A 16,724-nucleotide genomic window follows, 5' to 3' on the forward strand; every position below is an offset into this window, starting at 1 on the left:
GGCTGGCGATGCCATTCATTCACACCACAGGATCACTCAGGCTTGCGACGACCGAAGCCTGGACGCTGACCTGAACCTGCCGGTGGACCGCGACGCTTGCCTGACGGCGCATCGTCGTTGACCAGCTTGATGCCGACACGCTTTGGCCCAGGCTTGGCCGGGCGCTTATTCATCTCGCTCGGACGCTCGGCGACCGGTGTGCCACGGCTGTTGTCTGCCGGACGCGGTGCACGAGAACCGGGCTTGCCCGAGTCCTTGCGCGGCGAAGGACGCTGCGTGGAGTCGCCGCCACGCGGACGATCACGTTCGCTGCCGGTAATTTGCGGCTGACGCGGTGCGCGGTCGCCAGTCGCCGGAGCGCCAGCAGCCGGACGCAAGGTGCGAACGCGCTCGCCTTTGCCCAGAGGGCGCGACGATTGACGCTGCAGACGTTCCATCTTGTCTTTGGTCTTGGCATTCATCTGCGGCTGGGCCACAGGTTGCAGACCGACTTCGGCAGCCAGAATGTCGACTTCGTACTGGCTCATTTCGCGCCAGCGGCCCATCGGCAGGTCGGAGTTGAGGAACACCGGCCCGTAACGCACGCGCTTCAGACGGCTGACCACCAGCCCCTGGGATTCCCAGAGACGGCGCACTTCACGGTTACGACCTTCCATTACCACGCAGTGATACCAGTGGTTGAAACCTTCGCCGCCTGGTGCCTGCTGGATGTCGGTGAAACGTGCCGGACCGTCTTTAAGAATCACACCATTCTTGAGGCGCAGCAGCATGTCGTCATCGACTTCGCCACGCACACGAACCGCGTATTCGCGGTCCATTTCAAACGACGGGTGCATCAGACGGTTGGCGAGTTCACCGTCAGTGGTGAACATCAGCAGACCGGTGGTGTTGATGTCGAGACGGCCGATGTTGATCCAGCGACCCTCTTTCGGGCGCGGCAGACGATCGAACACGGTCGGACGACCTTCAGGGTCGTCACGGGTGCAGATTTCGCCATCGGGCTTGTTGTACATGATCACGCGGCGAACCGTTTCGGCTGCTTCTTCGCGCTTGATGACGCGACCATCGACACTGATGGCGTCATGCAGGTCGACGCGTTGACCGAGGGTCGCGTCCTTGCCATTGACCTTGATGCGGCCTTGGGTAATCCAGGCTTCTACGTCACGGCGTGAACCCACGCCAATGCGCGCCAGAACCTTCTGCAGCTTTTCGCCTGCGGGTCCGATTTCCTGGCTGTCCTGCTTGTCTTTTTCACTCATCTGGGCACCTCCCGGTGTGTCGAATCAGGGCTGGCCGAGAACCGGCAAGACCTGTGCCCGGCACGCTGTGGATAGCGGCAGGGCGAAATACTTGAAAGCCCGGGCGTATGATCGCCGAGGGTCGGCCATCATACGCCCCTGCGTCGGTTTACGCATCCAGCGTCAGTGGCAAATGCCCGAATCACTTCTTCTTTTTACGACCGGCGGTCTTGAGCTTCGCCAGCCGCTTGGCAGACTCCTCGAGTACCGTGCGCTTGTCATCCTTGTCGAGTTTCTTCCAGGCCTTGATTTCCCGCTTGCTGCGGCCACAGCCCAGGCAGATATCATCATCGAACTTGCACAGGCTGATGCAGGGGTTCTTGGTCGAACTCATGGGCAGCGGGTCTCATGGCGAGGGATATAGTTTGTGACTCTGGTCAGGCGTATGAATTCGACCGAAGTGCGCTGCACGCTCCAGGACGAGGTATCAAGAGGACGCAGAACGCTCATGGCTACATACAGGTCTTGTGGGAGCGAGCTTGCTCGCGAAAGGGCCCTTACAGAATCCGAAAATAGCGAGCCTGCACCATCGCCTTCGCGAGCAAGCTCGCTCCCACGAGACTTGTGTATCACGCTGAACGCTTCAGCGTGGGAGCGATAGTCAATCAGACCTCATCGTCGCCTTTGTCGTCTTCAGGATCTGGATCTGGCTCTGGCTCTGGCTCCGCCCGCAGCAGGTCGTCGAAGTCGGTCTTGAGGCCTTGCTCCATCGAATCCAGTTCCACCAGCAGGCTGCGGAAGCTGGTTTCGTCGCGAGGTGCTTCGGGTTCCGCTTCCGGATCGAGGCTGGCGTCGGCCAGGGCCTGCAGGTGCGCGGGTACGGGGGCGTCTTCGAAATCCAGGACCGGCTCGGTTTCCATCTCGCGCAGGTCGGCCAGCGGCGGCAGCTCGTCCAGGCTTTTGAGGTTGAAGTGATCCAGAAAACCCTTGGTGGTGGCAAACATCGCCGGCTTACCGGGCACGTCACGATAGCCCACCACCCGAATCCACTCGCGTTCCAGCAGGGTCTTGACGATGTGGCTGTTCACCGCAACACCGCGCACGTCTTCAATTTCGCCCCGCGTGATCGGCTGGCGATAAGCGATCAAAGCCAGGGTTTCCAGCATGGCGCGGGAGTAACGCTGCGGCCGTTCTTCCCACAACCGTCCGACCCAAGGGGAGAACCGGTCACGAATCTGCAGGCGATACCCCGAAGCGACTTCCTTGAGTTCGAAAGCACGCCCCTCGCAGGACTTACGCAGCACCTCCAACGCTTTTTTGAAAATCGGCGGTTCGGGACGCTCGCCCTCTTCGAACAGCTCATACAGCCGCTCCAGTGTCTGCGGCTTTCCGGAGGCCAGCAGAAAGGCTTCAAGCAACGGGGCCAGTTCACGCGGTTCGTTGAGGTTCATGGGTGTGTTCTTGCTCTACTCGGCTCGCGCCCGGACATGGATCACCGCAAAGGGCTCGTTTTGGACCAGCTCGACAAGGGATTCCTTGACCAGCTCCAGCACCGCCATAAATGTCACGACCACACCCAAACGCCCTTCTTCTGCGGTAAACAGCTCGGCGAACGGTACAAAACCGCTGCCCTTGAGACGTTCCAGCACGTCGCTCATGCGCTCACGCGTCGACAGCGCCTCGCGGCTGACCTGATGGCTTTCGAACATGTCGCCGCGGTGCAGCACTTCGGCCATCGACATCAGCACTTCTTCAAGACTGACATCCGGCAGCAACTTGCGCGCACGGGCTTCGGGGGCGTCCAGTTTCGGTACGATGACATCGCGGCCGACCCGGCTCAGGCCGTCAATACCTTCAGCAGCGGCCTTGAAGCGCTCGTATTCCTGCAGGCGGCGAATCAGCTCGGCGCGCGGGTCGCCCTCTTCCTCTTCGACTTCCGCCGAGCGCGGCAGCAGCATGCGCGACTTGATCTCAGCCAGCATGGCGGCCATGACCAGGTATTCGGCCGCCAGCTCCAGGCGCACGGTTTTCATCAACTCGACGTACCCCATGTACTGCTTGGTGATCTCGGCCACGGGAATATCGAGGATATCGATGTTCTGTTTGCGGATCAGGTACAGCAGCAGGTCGAGCGGCCCCTCGAACGCTTCAAGAAAGACCTCCAGCGCATCGGGCGGAATGTACAGGTCCAGCGGCATCTGCGTGACCGCACGCCCGTAGACCAGCGCGAACGGCAGCTCCTGCTGGGCGTCTGCCTGGCTGTCGACGGACTCGACGACGGTCATTAAGCGCGTTCACCGAACGGCGTTGGATCACCGCAGCCAACCCGAACCACTTCTGGCTCTCCGCCAGCCAGGTTGATGACTGTGGACGCCGAAATACCGCCGATCCCGCCATCAATGATCAGGTCCACCTGATGCTCGAGAATCTGGCGCATCTCGTAGGGATCGCTGAGCGGCACAGTGTCACCCGGCATGATCAGGCTGACGCTCATCAGCGGCTCGCCCAATTGCTCGAGCAAGGCCTGGGCAATGGGATGGCTCGGCACGCGCAGGCCAATAGTGCGGCGCTTGGGGTGCAGCACCAGGCGCGGCACCTCGCGGGTGGCGTTGAGAATAAAGGTGTAAGGCCCTGGGGTGTGAGCCTTGAGGGCACGGAAAGCGCCAGTGTCGACCTTGGCAAAAAGCCCCAGTTGCGACAGGTCGCAGCACATCAGGGTGAAGTTGTGCTTGTCGTCCAGCTGACGCAGGCGGCGGATACGCTCGATGGCGCTCTTGTCACCGATCTGGCAACCCAGCGCATAGGACGAATCTGTCGGGTACACCACCAGCCCGCCGGCTTTTATGATTTCCGCGGCCTGTTTGATCAGGCGCTGCTGCGGGTTTTCCGGATGGACCTGGAAAAATTGACTCACGGTAACTTCCTGTTCAGACGGCGGCAGTAGGCTGTTCATGTTTGAATCTGCACCACAAAGGCGGTAGATCTTCAGGCACGGGACGATAAGTGCCGATCTCGCCCCAGTTGCCAGGACCGTGGAAGTCGCTGCCGGCAGAAACCAGCAGACCGAACTCGCGTGCAAGGATGGCCAGGGTCCCCACCTGATCGGCAGGCTGCATGCCATTGACCACTTCTATGGCGTGCCCACCGGCCTGGACGAAATCGCCGACCAGTTTACGCCGTTTACTGCGAGTAAAGTCATAATGTGAAGGATGCGCGAGGCTGACCCATGCACCCGATGCCCGCAAGGTGGCGACGGTTTCTTCCAGCGTTGGCCAGTGCTGCTTCACATCGCCCAGTTTGCCAGCACCCAGCCATTTGCGAAACGCCTCGGCGCGGTCCTTGACGAAACCTGCGCGCACCATGAAGTCAGCAAAATGCGGGCGAGCAGGCGCATTACCGCTGTCACCCAGCTCCTGCTGGATCGCGCGAGCGCCTTCCAGCGCGCCAGGCATACCTTTGATCGCCAATTTGCGGCTGATTTCTTCAGCACGCAGCCAGCGTCCCTCATGCAAACGGCTGATAGCTTCAGTCAGCGCCGGGGCCTGGGTATCGAATCCATAGCCCAGAATATGGATGGTCGCACCGCCCCAGGTGCAGGACAGCTCCACCCCGTTGACCAGCTGCATGCCCAATGAATGCGCTGCCGCGCGGGCTTCTTCAAGCCCTTCGAGGGTGTCGTGGTCGGTCAGCGAAAGGACGCGCACGCCGTTTTCATGAGCACGGGCAACCAGTGCCGTGGGCGAGAGCGCCCCGTCGGAAGCGGTGCTGTGGCAGTGCAGGTCAACATTCATAGTGGTGCTTTCGTGTTCATTGATGTTTGTTATTATGCCGCCACATCCTGCTTCTGGCTGCCATTGTGAAACAATTCATCGACTTCATCCCGCTGCTCCTGTTTTTCATCGTTTACAAAACCGAGCCGCGTGCCGTGGATATCCTCGGCAATACCTATATGGTAGGCGGCATTTTCAGCGCAACGGCGATGCTGATCATCAGTTCGGTGGTGGTCTACGGCATTCTTTACCTCAAACAGCGCAAGCTGGAAAAAAGCCAGTGGCTCACACTGGTCGCCTGTCTGGTGTTTGGCAGTCTGACACTGGCCTTCCACAGCGAAACCTTCCTGAAATGGAAAGCCCCGGTGGTCAACTGGCTATTTGCCGTGGCTTTCGCCGGCAGTCATTTCATCGGTGACCGCCCGCTTATCCAGCGCATCATGGGCCACGCATTGACACTGCCAGCGGCGATCTGGACCCGGCTCAACATCGCCTGGATCGTATTCTTCCTGTTCTGCGGCGCGGCCAACCTGTACGTGGCCTTCACCTATCAGGAATTCTGGGTCGACTTCAAAGTATTCGGCAGCCTGGGCATGACCCTGATCTTCCTGGTCGGCCAGGGGATCTACCTGTCACGCCATCTGCACGACACCGCACCCAATACGACCAAATCCGAGGACTGACATGCTCTACGCAATCATCGCCACCGACGTCGAAAACTCGCTGGAAAAACGCCTCAGCGTGCGCCCGGCACACCTTGAGCGCCTAAACGCGCTCAAGGATGAAGGCCGTCTGGTGCTGGCCGGCCCACACCCGGCAGTCGACAGCAACGACCCGGGTGCTGCCGGTTTCAGCGGCAGCCTGATCGTGGCCGAGTTTGAATCGCAAAGCGCCGCCAAGGCGTGGGCCGAAGCCGATCCATATGTTGCGGCAGGCGTTTATGCCAATGTCGTGGTCAAGCCATTCAAGCTCGTCCTGCCCTGATCACCTCCTCGGACACCCTTACGCGCTCTGCCTCAACCGAGGCAGAGCCGTATTGAACCCCGCCTCTTGCTCATCCTTCCTGACACCCTGCCGATACCCTGCTCAATGTGCGAATTTATACGGCTCGGTAAAAGGGAGTTCAGATGCGTTCAGGTACGTGGTGTCTGTTGGCAGTTTTGATGGCGACGGGGTTTCAGGTGAACGCCGAGACGGTCAATGAGAGCGGCGCAGTGCAGCCTTTGCACCTGCCCAGCCCCGCCAATCAGATTGCCGACCTTCAGTTGCGGCTCAAGGACAGCGAGCGTCAGCGCGACGAGCTGACACGGCAGTTGCAAAACGTCGATCCGGAACGCGACAACGCCTTGTTGACACGTTTGCGCCAGGAGAACCAAAAGCTCAAGTTGCAGCTCAAAGAAGCACTGTCCGCAGTGCCCCCGCGCCTGCTGACAGAGCAGCAACAATGGTTCATCGCAGGCGGTGGCGTTGCGATGTTCGCCCTTCTGTGCGGTATATTGGTCAGCGGTTGGCGTAGGCAACGTCGGCAGTGGCTAAATTGAGTGAGTCATGAGCGAGCTGTTACTAATTGATGATGATCAGGAGCTGTGCGAACTGCTGAGCAGTTGGCTGAGCCAGGAAGGCTTTCAGGTGCGCGCCTGTCACGACGGGGCCAGTGCGCGTCAGGCTCTGGCCGATGCAGCTCCGGCGGCCGTGGTGCTGGACGTGATGCTGCCTGATGGCAGCGGCCTGGAACTGCTCAAGCAATTGCGCAATGACCACCCGGACCTGCCGGTGGTCATGCTCTCGGCACGTGGCGAACCGCTGGACCGCATTCTGGGCCTTGAACTGGGCGCTGATGACTACCTGGCAAAACCCTGCGACCCGCGTGAGCTCACCGCCCGCCTGCGCGCCGTGCTGCGTCGCAGTCACCCGGTGGCGTCGTCTACGCAACTGGAACTGGGTGACCTGACCTTCAGCCCGATGCGCGGCGTGGTCAGTGTCGACGAAAAGGAACTGACCCTCACCGTCTCCGAAAGCCGTCTGCTTGAAGCACTGATGCGCCAGCCCGGCGAACCACTGGACAAGCAGGAGCTGGCGCAACTGGCGCTGGGCCGCAAACTGACGCTCTACGACCGCAGCCTGGACATGCACGTCAGCAACCTGCGCAAGAAAATCGGCCCTCACGCTGACGGTCGTCCACGCATCGTCGCCCTGCGCAGCCGCGGCTATTATTATGCTTTGTAAGCAACTGCCCCCTTACACAAGCTTTACCAAGCGCTGACTGCGCTTGACCTTGATCTCCCTAAACTGGGCTCATCGGCATCGAGCCGCACTAGAGACAAGGAGATACACCATGCGCAAGACCCTGATCGCTTTGATGTTCGCCACTGCCCTGCCGACCATTGCCATGGCCGCACCACCAGCGCCACCTGCCGGTGGCCCGGATGCTGACGCACCTGCCATGCACATGGATCGCGATGACCGCGGCCCTGGCCCTGGCCCACGTATGGATCGCGGCCCTGGCCCGATGGGACCGATGGCCAAGCTGGACCTGACACGTGAACAGCGTCAGCAGATCGAACGCTTGATGCGCGAGCAACGGCACGAGCGCCGCGAAATCACTCAGAGCTACCTGGAAAAAATGCCTGCTGCCGACCAGAAAGCAATGCACGACGAAATCGAAGCCAAACGCTCCAAGACCGACAGCGAAGTTCGTGCACTGCTGAGGCCTGACCAGCAGAAGCTGTTTGACGAAATCAAGAAGAAAGAAGATGAGCGTCGCGCCGAATGGGCCGAGTTCAAGGCCTGGAAAGCAGCAAAAGCGGCAAAAACGCTGTAATCATCAGGCCTCGCGGCCCGATAAGCTGAACACAACCCGGCATGCACGCGCATGCCGGGCTTTTTTACTGAGACCGAGGAAATCCTGTGCGTTCATTGTTCTGGCGAATCCTGGCCAGCTTCTGGCTGGCCATTGCTCTGGTGGGAGGCCTGTCGGTGCTCGTCGGGCACATGCTCAATCAGGACGCATGGATTCTCAATCGTCATCCGGTGCTCAACTCACTGCCGGAACAATGGACACAGCGCTTCGAGGAAAAGGGCGCGGATAACGCTCAGGATTTCCTTCAGGACATCAAACGACGCAATCGTATCGACGTTCAGGTGCTCAGCGACAGCGGCGAGCCTATGGTGCGTGGCACTTTCCCGCCGCGCGCCGCCGCGCTGGAAGCCCGACAGCAGGCCGACGAGGATCAGGGCCGCAAACTGCCATGGCGCCGCCTGGCCACTGAATACAGCAGCCCGAAAACCGGTGAAACGTACCTGTTCATCTACCGCGTTCCACACCCGGAGCTCGACGAGTGGCATCGCCAGAGCCTGATGTGGCCGCTGAGTGCGCTGGGCATTGCACTGGTGGTGCTGACCCTTTTCAGCCTGTTCGTGACACTCTCGATCACCCGACCGCTGAGCCGTCTGCGCGGCGCCGTGCATGATCTGGGGCAGACCAGCTATCAACAGCACAGCCTCGGCCAACTGGCCAATCGGCGTGACGAATTCGGCGTACTGGCCACTGACTTCAACCGTATGGGCGCACGCCTGCAAAGCCTTATCGGCAGCCAGCGGCAGCTATTGCGTGATGTGTCACATGAACTTCGTTCGCCACTGGCCCGGCTGCGTATCGCCCTGGCGCTGGCTGAACGTGCGGAGCCCGCCGAGCGGGAAAAGCTCTGGCCACGGCTGGGTCGTGAATGCGACCGGCTGGAGGCGCTGATCAGCGAGATCCTGGCCCTGGCGCGCCTCGACGCCGAGCTTCGCGGCCCTGAGCCTGTCGACCTCGAAGCGCTGCTGCAGCGCCTGAAGAACGACACCCAACTGGACGGTATCGACCAGAACATTCGCGTCGAGGTGCAGGACAACCTGCAGCTCAAAGGCTGGCCGGACATGATCGAACGTGCGCTGGACAACCTGCTGCGCAACGCGCTGCGCTTCAACTCCACCGGTCAGCGCATCGATCTGCAGGCAACTCAGGTCGGCGATTACGTCCGTCTGAGCGTCCGCGATCATGGCCCGGGGGTTGCGGACGAACATCTGGCACAACTGGGCGAGCCGTTTTACCGCGCCCCCGGCCAGACGACGCCGGGACACGGCCTGGGGCTGGCGATCGCCAAACGCGCAGCGGAACGGCATGGCGGCAGCCTGATACTGGGCAATCACCCGGACGGCGGCTTCATTGCCACGCTGGATCTGCCCAGAGAACCGCTCAGCTCATCATCTGTTTAGCCTTGCCACTCGCTGACAAACCCGCCAACGTCGACTTTCGGGGCTTCGCGCGGCGGGTTCTGCGGGGTGCCGAGGTATAGAAAGCCAATCACCTCTTCGTCGGCCTCAAGCCCGAACCCTTTGGCGACGTGTGGCGTATAGCACAGCTCACCCGTCCTCCAGACCGCGCCGACACCCAGTGCATATGCCGCCAGCAACACGCCGTGGGCGGCGCACCCGGCGGTGATCAGTTGTTCCGAACGCGGAACCTTGAAATGGTCTTGCAAGCGAGCGATCACCACCACGACCAAGGGTGCGCGCAACGGTCCCAGACGGGCCTTTTCCAGCGCCTGCGGGGTAATCTCACCGCTACTTTGCTGCAGCGCTTCCACCAGCAGCTCGCCCATGCGCTCACGGGCCGGGCCTTCGACGGTCAGGAAACGATAAGGCTTGAGCTGTCCATGATCCGGTGAGCGCAGCGCCGCACCGAACATGATTTCCCGCTGCGCAGCGTCCGGGGCCGGGTCGACCAGTCGTGGAACCGATACACGATTGAGCAAAACGTCGAGCGCCTGCATGGACTGTCTCCTTGAAAAGTGATCGAGCATTCTAGAGCCTGTTTACCGTCAATAACGAGTGCGACGGACAATTCCTTACCCACTCTGTCGAACCCTGCCCCTGGCTGCACTGGTTTACATGCCTTCAAGCGCGGGTAGAATGGCGCCTTCCCTCACACCCGCCCGAGCCATTCATGTCGTTGCCGACCTTTCGCATCATCGGTTTCATTATCGGCATCTTCCTGATCACCCTGGCTGTCGCCATGATCGTGCCTATGGCTACGCTGGTCATCTACGACCGTTTCGAGGACCTGCGCGAGTTTCTGTGGGCCAGCGCCATCACCTTTATCGCCGGCCTGGCGCTGGTGGTGCCCGGACGCCCCGACAACGTCCAGTTGCGCCCGCGGGACATGTACATGCTGACCGTCTCCAGCTGGATCGTGGTGTGCATCTTCGCCGCCCTGCCCTTTCTGCTGACCCAGCACATCAGTTACACCGATTCGTTCTTTGAAAGCATGTCAGGCATCACCGCCACCGGTTCCACCGTGCTCAGCCATCTGGACAGCATGTCACCGGGCATTCTGATCTGGCGTTCGATGCTGCACTGGCTTGGCGGTATCGGCTTCATCGGTATGGCCGTGGCGATTCTGCCGTTGCTGCGCATTGGTGGCATGCGCCTGTTCCAGACCGAATCGTCGGACCGCTCGGAAAAGGTCATGCCCCGCTCGCACATGGTGGCCAAGTTCATTGTGCTGGCCTATGTCGGCTTTACCGCGCTGGGCAGCCTGGCCTTCTGGGCGGCGGGCATGAGCCTGTTCGATGCGATCAACCATGCGATGTCGGCCATTTCCACGGGCGGGTTCTCTACCTCCGACCTGTCGCTGGCCAAGTGGCCGCAGCCTGCGGTGCATTGGGTCGCGATTGTGGTGATGATCCTCGGCAGCCTGCCCTTTACCCTGTATGTCGCGACCCTGCGCGGTAATCGCAAGGCGTTGATCAAGGATGAGCAGGTGCAGGGGCTGATCGGGCTGCTGTTGGTCACCTGGCTGGTAATGACCGTCTGGTACGCCAACACCACCGACCTGCCGTGGACCGAGGCGCTGCGTCACGTGGCCCTGAACGTGACGTCGGTGGTGACGACTACCGGTTTTGCACTCGGTGACTACAGCCTGTGGGGCAACTTCTCGCTGATGCTGTTCTTCTATCTGGGTTTCATCGGCGGCTGTTCGGGCTCGACGGCGGGCGGGGTGAAGATCTTCCGCTTTCAGGTCGCCTATATCCTGCTCAAGACCAACCTTAATCAACTGATTCACCCACGCGCGGTGATGAAGCAGAAATACAACGGCCATAGACTGGACGACGAAATCGTTCGCTCGATTCTGACCTTTTCGTTTTTCTTCACCATCACCATCTGCCTGATCGCATTGATGTTGTCGCTGCTCGGGCTGGACTGGATGACCGCACTGACCGGGGCTGCCAGCACTGTGTCCGGCGTAGGGCCGGGGCTGGGCGAGGTGATTGGGCCTGCGGGCAACTTCTCTACCCTACCCGATGCTGCCAAATGGATTCTGTCCGGCGGCATGCTGCTCGGCCGCCTGGAGATCATTACCGTGCTGGTGCTGTGTGTGCCGGCGTTCTGGCGGCATTGAGGTCTGGCTGGGCGCGGGAGCAGACCGGGCGACGCTTCGCTTATTCGCGAAGACGGCATTTGATTTATCGTTCCCAAGCTCCGGGTGGTAATGCAGTCGCACTCTGCGTCGTCAGTGCCATCGCGGTTTAAAAGCGCCCTGGGGCGGTTTGGCCAAGGCTCGGTTCAGCCAGGCGCATAGCAACTAGTGCCCGCCACCCGCCGCTGGCCCCGCCTTGGCGCCAAACGGCGGTTTGGCCAGCCAGACCAGCAGTATCAGCCCCGCGAATACCCAGCCCAGCAGGTAGAAATAATCCACCGTGGACATCATGTAGGCCTGCGCGTTGAGGGTGCGTTCCAGCTGTGCGTAGGCCTGCGGGCTCGCGCCGCCCAGGCTGTCGAGGGCATGCCGGGTTGTCGGGTCGAAAGTGCTGATGTTTTCACTCAGATAGGCATGATGCTGGTTGGCGCGACGGATCCAGATCCAGGTGGTCAGCGACGCCGCAAAGCTGCCGCCCAGGGTGCGCAGGAAGGTCGCCAGCCCCGAGCCGTCGGCGATCTGATTGGGTGGCAGGTCGGACAACAGAATGCTCAGGGTCGGCATAAAGAACAGCGCCACACCGATGCCCATGAACAACTGCACCAGCGCCACGTGCTCGAAATCCACGTCAGTATTGAAGCCGGCACGCATGAAACAGCTCAGCCCCATCGCCAGAAACGCCAGCCCTGCCAGCAGACGCAAGTCGAACTTGTGCGCGTACTTGCCGACAAAGGGCGACATCAGCACCGGCAGGATGCCAATCGGCGCGACGGCCAGCCCCGCCCAGGTCGCGGTGTAGCCCATCTGGGTCTGCAACCACTGCGGCAGAATCAGGTTGATACCGAAGAAGCCTGAATAGCCGCCGATCATGACCAGCGTACCGATACGGAAATTGCGGTAGGCAAACAGCCGCAGGTTAACGATCGGGTGCTTGTCGGTCATTTCCCAGATCACGAAGACGACCAGCGCAACCAGCGAAATCAGCGAACCGAAGATGATGAAGTTCGACTCGAACCAGTCCAGATCATTGCCCTTGTCGAGCACTATCTGCAGCGCGCCGACACCGACAATCAAGGCCAGCAAGCCGATGTAATCCAGCGGTTGATGAGCAGTGCTGACCGGCCTTTTAGCCATCTGCGAACGCACCACCAGTACCGCAAACAGGCCGATGGGGATGTTGATAAAGAAAATCCACGGCCAACTGTAACTGTCAGTGATCCAGCCACCGAGGATCGGCCCGGCGATAGGCGCAACCACCGTCACCATCGCCAGCAATGCCAGCGCCATGCCCCTTTTCGCCGGAGGATAAACCGCGATCAGCAATGTCTGGCTCATCGGATACAGAGGACCGGCCACCATGCCCTGCAACGCCCGGAACCCCACCAGTTCCGGCATGGACTGGGAAATGCCACACAAAAACGACGCCATCACGAACAGAATGGTTGCCCACAGAAACAGCTTCACCTCACCAAAGCGGCGACTGAGCCAGCCGGTCAGCGGCAAGGCAATCGCGTTGCTGACTGCGAACGAGGTAATCACCCAGGTGCTCTGCTCGGAGCTGACCCCCAGGTTGCCGGCGATGGTCGGCAACGCCACGTTGGCAATCGTGGTATCGAGCACCTGCATGAAGGTCGCCAGCGACAGACCGATGGTGCACAGCAACAGGCTTGGCGGGGTAAAAGAAGCGGGGGCGTTGTTGCTCATCGCAAATCCCTGAAGACGAGTGCGACACCCCGGCCAAGTGGTCGGGGTTCACGGATTGGCGGTTCAGCGCTGAACGGCAGTCTTGCCACTGGAAGCACTGTTCTCGTGAATCAGACGGGCGATCAACGCATCAGCGTCGGCAAGCTGCGTGGCGTAAACCTGAGTGCTGAAAGCGGCCTGCTTGCGCGGCTGTTGCGCCAGCACCGGACCGCTCTGGTCATGCAGATTGACCTCGACGGTGGTCGACAGACCGATGCGCAACGGATGCTTCGCCAGCTCTTCAGGGTTGATATGTACACGGACCGGCACACGCTGGACGATCTTGATCCAGTTACCCGTCGCGTTCTGTGCCGGCAACAGCGCAAAGGCACTGCCGGTGCCTGCGCCCAGGCTGTCGATGGTGCCGCTGTACTTCACATCGCTGCCATACAGGTCGGAGCTGATCTCCACCGGTTGACCGATGCGCATCTTGCCCAGTTGGGTTTCCTTGAAGTTGGCATCGATCCACAACTGATCCAGCGGGATCACAGCCATGGTCGCGGTGCCCGGCTGGATGCGCTGGCCCAGTTGCACGCTGCGCTTGGCCACATAACCGGTGACCGGCGCTACCAGCGTACTGCGTGCATTGGCCAGAAAGGCCTGACGCAACTGGGAGGCAGCAGCCTTGACGTCGGGATGTGAAGAAACAACCGTGTCATCGACCAGCGCCACGCTGGTGCTCAACTGCTGCTGAATGTTGTTCAACTCACTTTGCGCGCTGGTCAGGCTGTCTCTGGAATGCGACAGCTCTTCCTGGGAAATCGCCCCGCCCGCAGCCAGACTGCGCCGACGGTTGTAGTTCTCCTGAGCGGTCTGCACGGCGGTGCGCTGCGCAGCCAGTTGTGCCTTCATGCCATCGACATTGCTGTACAAACCACGCACCTGACGCACAACCTTACCCAGATTGGCCTCGGCGCTTTGCAGCGAAACTTCGGCATCGCTCGGGTCGAATTTGAGCAGCACCTGCCCTTCGTGCACCAGATCCCCGTCGTCGGCACCAATGCTGATAACGGTTCCGGTAACCAACGGGGTGATTTCGACGACATTGCCATTCACGTAGGCGTCGTCGGTCTCTTCGCTCCATTGGCCGTAAAACTCGTACCAGGCCCAGATGGCCAAACCAAGAATCACGACGATGACGGCGAGCCCGATCAGCAGGAACTTGCGCTTGCCGGGCTTCGGCGTTTGCTGTGAGGACGGGGCAGATGTGTTTTCAGTGGCGGCAGTGGCCATGGCAGTTACCTTTTTATCAGCGAAGCGGCGAGACAGGAACGAGCGGCAGGCGCACGCCTGCCGACAGGTCTGCCGCTCAGCTTTTAGCTTTGGGGTTGAAGCTCAGACGAGTCAGGGTGATGTGGTCATCGGCGGCCACCAGTACCTTGGTGAGAATCCTTGTCAGGGTCTCGACCTCACCACTGTCGAGCGCGGCAAAGGTGTCATTCATGGCGTCCGCACCAATCTGCGGCAGCAGGTCCGAGAGCGCCTGCCCCTGCTCCGTCAGCGCCAGGCGCACCTGGCGACGATCAGTCGCTGACCGCTGGCGCACAACCAGCCCTTTCTGCTCCAGACGATCGAGCATGCGGGTCATCGAACCGCTGTCCAGCGACAGGTGACGACACAATTCCACAGGGGTGTCGGTCGAGAACTGGGCAATGATGATCAGCACCTTGAACTGCGCGAACGTCACGTCATAAGGCAGCAGGTACTTGTCGAGCATGCGGTCTTTGAGCGCATTGGTACGACCGACCAGCAGCCCGATCAGGCTGGAATCGAAATTGTCGGGGCTGAAATGTTTCAAAAAATCATCCAGATAGCTGCCTAGGCAGTGATTGCAAAATATTACTGCCTAGGCAGCCGTTGTCAAAGCATTTATTAGCTTGCTTACTAAATACCCATAAAAAAACGACCGCTGGCAAGGCGGTCGTTTTTGAAGGTGCGCGCGGGGAATCAGGCGGCGAAGGGCACACCACTGTGAAAGCGAAACTCTTCGTCAGGGCTTTCGATCAGCTCACGCTCGGCCAGACGGATTTCCTCGATCTTGGCATCGACATCAGCCTTGTCGCCGTAGCTGTAAGCCAGCTTGAGATAATCCTGAAAATGCCGCGCTTCGGATTTCAGCAGGCCGCCGTAGAATTTGGCCAGCTCTTCGTCCAGGTGAGGCACCAGCGCAGCGAAGCGCTCACAGGAACGGGCCTCGACAATGGCACCGACGATCAGCGCGTCGGTCAGTCGGTAAGGATTGTGATTGCGCACAAGTTTGCGCAGCGCTCCGGCATAACGCGCCGAGCTGATGTTGGCCATAGGGATCTGGCGCTTTCTGATGATGCTGATCACTTGCTCGAAATGGCGCAGCTCTTCCCGAGCCAGACGCGACATCTTGCTCAACAGGTCGAACTTGTCGTTGTACTGAAACATGAACTGAAACGCAGCCCCGGCCGCCTTCTTCTCATTGTTCGCATGGTCGATCAGCAAGATATCCAGGTTGCGCAACGCGGCCTGAACCCAGCTGTCGGGGGTGCGGCAAAGCAGGAAGGCTTCGATTTCGGGGATCGGGTACATAAGCTCACAGAATGACAGAGAGACAAAGCCCGGCATTATACGAGGAGCGACGATGCCTCGCGATACAAATGCATGCAATGAAGGACGGCTGCCTGATCAGGCCCCGAACGCATCGCGCAGAAAGCCCGGTGCGATGTAACGCTGATAATGCGCCTCGGACAGCAGGAAAAACTCGCGATCGATCGCATCGCGCAATTCCGGCAGCGTCCAGTCACGAAACTCCGGCAGCAGCACAAAGCCGTAGGCCTCAACCTGACTAATGACCCGTGCGCCGCGCGCGATCAACTGGTAGGCCCAGCAATACTCGGACTGATGCGGCACGAAACGGATCTTGCGCTGGGTGAGCTGCGCGCGCAGCTTGTCGGCATCGAAGACTTCAAGCTTGGCAGTCATCACCTGGACCAGCAATTGTTCCAGACGCAGCCATACCGCTCTTTTTTCATCCTCGTTATAGCCGTTCCAGTGGATGACCTCGTGGTGGAACCGCTTGCAGCCACGGCACACCAGGTCCCCATAAACAGTGGAGCAAAGGCCGACGCAGGGGGTTTTGATAATGTAATCGGGCATGTCAGGCAGGACTGGGGAAGGCGAAACAGGGGCTAATGTTAGCCCTTTGTCTAAGCAAGTTCACCCCCGAAGATGTAGGGGCTAACTTACCTTTAGCGAAGTTTTGGCGTAGAATCAGCGAGCCTTTTAAGGCGCCAATGTCCGTTGGAAGCTGTTTTCAAAGCGTCACGAGCACAGTCAGGTTAACCCCGCATTGCGGCGTCGACAGGCCATTCCCTCATCAAGAATGGCCGTGTCGACCGTCACTCCCCCCGTTCTGCAGGCGTAAAACTTTGAAAACAGCTTCTGTTAGGAATCGCCGACACCCTGCCAACAAGGCTCAATAAGCCTTGCGTGGGTACGGACGATTTCTGGATGAGCGTCCCGGACACCCATTTGGGACCACTG

General features: G+C 60.1%; 19 protein-coding genes. 7 read left to right on the forward strand and 12 right to left on the reverse strand.

Translation table 11 applies throughout. The annotated features are described in order from the left end of the window. Positions 1-32: 32 nt before the first annotated feature. From rluB to AC4ANE_RS19245, 6 genes are all read right to left on the reverse strand, one after another. On the reverse strand, positions 33-1,259 hold the full coding sequence (rluB, locus tag AC4ANE_RS19220) for a 23S rRNA pseudouridine(2605) synthase RluB (protein ID WP_002554452.1): 1,227 nt from the start codon (positions 1,257-1,259) through the stop codon (positions 33-35). 181 nt (positions 1,260-1,440) lie between these two features. Then, a complete protein-coding gene (locus AC4ANE_RS19225; protein ID WP_002554453.1) occupies positions 1,441-1,632 on the reverse strand; it encodes a DUF1289 domain-containing protein in 192 nt (63 codons plus the stop codon). 271 nt (positions 1,633-1,903) lie between these two features. Then, the gene (scpB, locus tag AC4ANE_RS19230) at positions 1,904-2,689 is read right to left on the reverse strand and encodes an SMC-Scp complex subunit ScpB (protein ID WP_044318422.1); all 786 of its coding nucleotides are present in this window, start codon (positions 2,687-2,689) and stop codon (positions 1,904-1,906) included. Positions 2,690-2,704: 15 nt separating this feature from the next. Beyond that, positions 2,705-3,523 carry a segregation and condensation protein A gene (locus AC4ANE_RS19235; protein WP_002554455.1) on the reverse strand — a complete coding sequence of 273 codons (819 nt, stop codon included), beginning with the start codon at positions 3,521-3,523 and terminating at the stop codon, positions 2,705-2,707. Continuing rightward, complete coding sequence (locus tag AC4ANE_RS19240; RefSeq protein ID WP_031595699.1) at positions 3,523-4,152, reverse strand: L-threonylcarbamoyladenylate synthase; 630 nt, start codon at positions 4,150-4,152, stop codon at positions 3,523-3,525. Before AC4ANE_RS19240 ends, AC4ANE_RS19235 begins: the two co-directional genes overlap by 1 nt. A 13-nt stretch (positions 4,153-4,165) precedes the next feature. After that, positions 4,166-5,029, reverse strand: coding sequence for a PHP domain-containing protein (locus AC4ANE_RS19245; protein WP_002554457.1), 864 nt, complete (start codon positions 5,027-5,029; stop codon positions 4,166-4,168). 65 nt (positions 5,030-5,094) lie between these two features. On the opposite strand from AC4ANE_RS19245, the gene AC4ANE_RS19250 reads away from it, so the two are divergent. From AC4ANE_RS19250 to AC4ANE_RS19275, 6 genes are all read left to right on the forward strand, one after another. Then, positions 5,095-5,691, forward strand: coding sequence for a septation protein A (locus tag AC4ANE_RS19250; protein ID WP_002554458.1), 597 nt, complete (start codon positions 5,095-5,097; stop codon positions 5,689-5,691). A 1-nt stretch (position 5,692) separates the two neighbouring features. Then, positions 5,693-5,992 (forward strand): YciI family protein, encoded by a 300-nt coding sequence (locus AC4ANE_RS19255; RefSeq protein WP_002554459.1) that lies wholly within the window; start codon positions 5,693-5,695, stop codon positions 5,990-5,992. A 143-nt stretch (positions 5,993-6,135) separates the two neighbouring features. Beyond that, entirely contained in the window at positions 6,136-6,549 is a 414-nt protein-coding gene (locus AC4ANE_RS19260) for an SH3 domain-containing protein (protein ID WP_002554460.1), read from the forward strand. 7 nt (positions 6,550-6,556) lie between these two features. After that, positions 6,557-7,234, forward strand: coding sequence for a response regulator transcription factor (locus AC4ANE_RS19265; RefSeq protein ID WP_002554461.1), 678 nt, complete (start codon positions 6,557-6,559; stop codon positions 7,232-7,234). Between the two features lie 109 nt (positions 7,235-7,343). Then, the gene (locus AC4ANE_RS19270) at positions 7,344-7,829 is read left to right on the forward strand and encodes a Spy/CpxP family protein refolding chaperone (protein WP_002554462.1); all 486 of its coding nucleotides are present in this window, start codon (positions 7,344-7,346) and stop codon (positions 7,827-7,829) included. Positions 7,830-7,915: 86 nt separating this feature from the next. Next, positions 7,916-9,265 (forward strand): sensor histidine kinase, encoded by a 1,350-nt coding sequence (locus AC4ANE_RS19275; RefSeq protein WP_031595702.1) that lies wholly within the window; start codon positions 7,916-7,918, stop codon positions 9,263-9,265. On the opposite strand, the gene AC4ANE_RS19280 is transcribed toward AC4ANE_RS19275, so the two are convergent. Continuing rightward, the gene (locus tag AC4ANE_RS19280; protein ID WP_002554464.1) at positions 9,262-9,822 is read right to left on the reverse strand and encodes a nitroreductase family protein; all 561 of its coding nucleotides are present in this window, start codon (positions 9,820-9,822) and stop codon (positions 9,262-9,264) included. The two genes, AC4ANE_RS19275 and AC4ANE_RS19280, sit on opposite strands and share 4 nt — an antisense overlap. 173 nt (positions 9,823-9,995) lie before the next feature. Here AC4ANE_RS19280 and AC4ANE_RS19285 point away from each other — a divergent pair, with 173 nt between their 5' ends. Further along, the gene (locus AC4ANE_RS19285; RefSeq protein ID WP_004665905.1) at positions 9,996-11,450 is read left to right on the forward strand and encodes a TrkH family potassium uptake protein; all 1,455 of its coding nucleotides are present in this window, start codon (positions 9,996-9,998) and stop codon (positions 11,448-11,450) included. A 183-nt stretch (positions 11,451-11,633) separates the two neighbouring features. Here AC4ANE_RS19285 and AC4ANE_RS19290 read toward each other — a convergent pair whose 3' ends face one another. From AC4ANE_RS19290 to AC4ANE_RS19310, 5 genes are all read right to left on the reverse strand, one after another. Next, a complete protein-coding gene (locus AC4ANE_RS19290) occupies positions 11,634-13,172 on the reverse strand; it encodes a DHA2 family efflux MFS transporter permease subunit (RefSeq protein ID WP_002554466.1) in 1,539 nt (512 codons plus the stop codon). A 63-nt stretch (positions 13,173-13,235) separates the two neighbouring features. Continuing rightward, positions 13,236-14,444: an HlyD/EmrA/EmrK family protein gene (locus tag AC4ANE_RS19295; protein ID WP_002554467.1), complete on the reverse strand. Its 1,209-nt coding sequence runs from the start codon at positions 14,442-14,444 to the stop codon at positions 13,236-13,238. Positions 14,445-14,520: 76 nt separating this feature from the next. After that, positions 14,521-15,009: a MarR family winged helix-turn-helix transcriptional regulator gene (locus tag AC4ANE_RS19300; RefSeq protein ID WP_002554468.1), complete on the reverse strand. Its 489-nt coding sequence runs from the start codon at positions 15,007-15,009 to the stop codon at positions 14,521-14,523. 149 nt (positions 15,010-15,158) lie between these two features. After that, positions 15,159-15,770, reverse strand: a complete 612-nt coding sequence (locus AC4ANE_RS19305) for a MiaE family protein (RefSeq protein WP_002554469.1) — start codon at positions 15,768-15,770, stop codon at positions 15,159-15,161. Between the two features lie 96 nt (positions 15,771-15,866). After that, positions 15,867-16,337, reverse strand: coding sequence for a DUF1289 domain-containing protein (locus tag AC4ANE_RS19310; protein WP_002554470.1), 471 nt, complete (start codon positions 16,335-16,337; stop codon positions 15,867-15,869). Between the last annotated feature and the right edge of the window lie 387 nt (positions 16,338-16,724).

Source organism: Pseudomonas sp. Pme6b (assembly GCF_058129925.1).

Bases quoted from the DNA above. Each gene is read 5' to 3' on its own strand.
- rluB (WP_002554452.1), bottom strand. From the start codon at position 1,259: ATGAGTGAAAAAGACAAGCAGGACAGCCAGGAAATCGGACCCGCAGGC.
- AC4ANE_RS19225 (WP_002554453.1), bottom strand. From the start codon at position 1,632: ATGAGTTCGACCAAGAACCCCTGCATCAGCCTGTGCAAGTTCGATGAT.
- scpB (WP_044318422.1), bottom strand. From the start codon at position 2,689: ATGAACCTCAACGAACCGCGTGAACTGGCCCCGTTGCTTGAAGCCTTT.
- AC4ANE_RS19235 (WP_002554455.1), bottom strand. From the start codon at position 3,523: ATGACCGTCGTCGAGTCCGTCGACAGCCAGGCAGACGCCCAGCAGGAG.
- AC4ANE_RS19245 (WP_002554457.1), bottom strand. From the start codon at position 5,029: ATGAATGTTGACCTGCACTGCCACAGCACCGCTTCCGACGGGGCGCTC.
- AC4ANE_RS19255 (WP_002554459.1), top strand. From the start codon at position 5,693: ATGCTCTACGCAATCATCGCCACCGACGTCGAAAACTCGCTGGAAAAA.
- AC4ANE_RS19260 (WP_002554460.1), top strand. From the start codon at position 6,136: ATGCGTTCAGGTACGTGGTGTCTGTTGGCAGTTTTGATGGCGACGGGG.
- AC4ANE_RS19265 (WP_002554461.1), top strand. From the start codon at position 6,557: ATGAGCGAGCTGTTACTAATTGATGATGATCAGGAGCTGTGCGAACTG.
- AC4ANE_RS19270 (WP_002554462.1), top strand. From the start codon at position 7,344: ATGCGCAAGACCCTGATCGCTTTGATGTTCGCCACTGCCCTGCCGACC.
- AC4ANE_RS19280 (WP_002554464.1), bottom strand. From the start codon at position 9,822: ATGCAGGCGCTCGACGTTTTGCTCAATCGTGTATCGGTTCCACGACTG.
- AC4ANE_RS19285 (WP_004665905.1), top strand. From the start codon at position 9,996: ATGTCGTTGCCGACCTTTCGCATCATCGGTTTCATTATCGGCATCTTC.
- AC4ANE_RS19290 (WP_002554466.1), bottom strand. From the start codon at position 13,172: ATGAGCAACAACGCCCCCGCTTCTTTTACCCCGCCAAGCCTGTTGCTG.
- AC4ANE_RS19295 (WP_002554467.1), bottom strand. From the start codon at position 14,444: ATGGCCACTGCCGCCACTGAAAACACATCTGCCCCGTCCTCACAGCAA.
- AC4ANE_RS19305 (WP_002554469.1), bottom strand. From the start codon at position 15,770: ATGTACCCGATCCCCGAAATCGAAGCCTTCCTGCTTTGCCGCACCCCC.
- AC4ANE_RS19310 (WP_002554470.1), bottom strand. From the start codon at position 16,337: ATGCCCGATTACATTATCAAAACCCCCTGCGTCGGCCTTTGCTCCACT.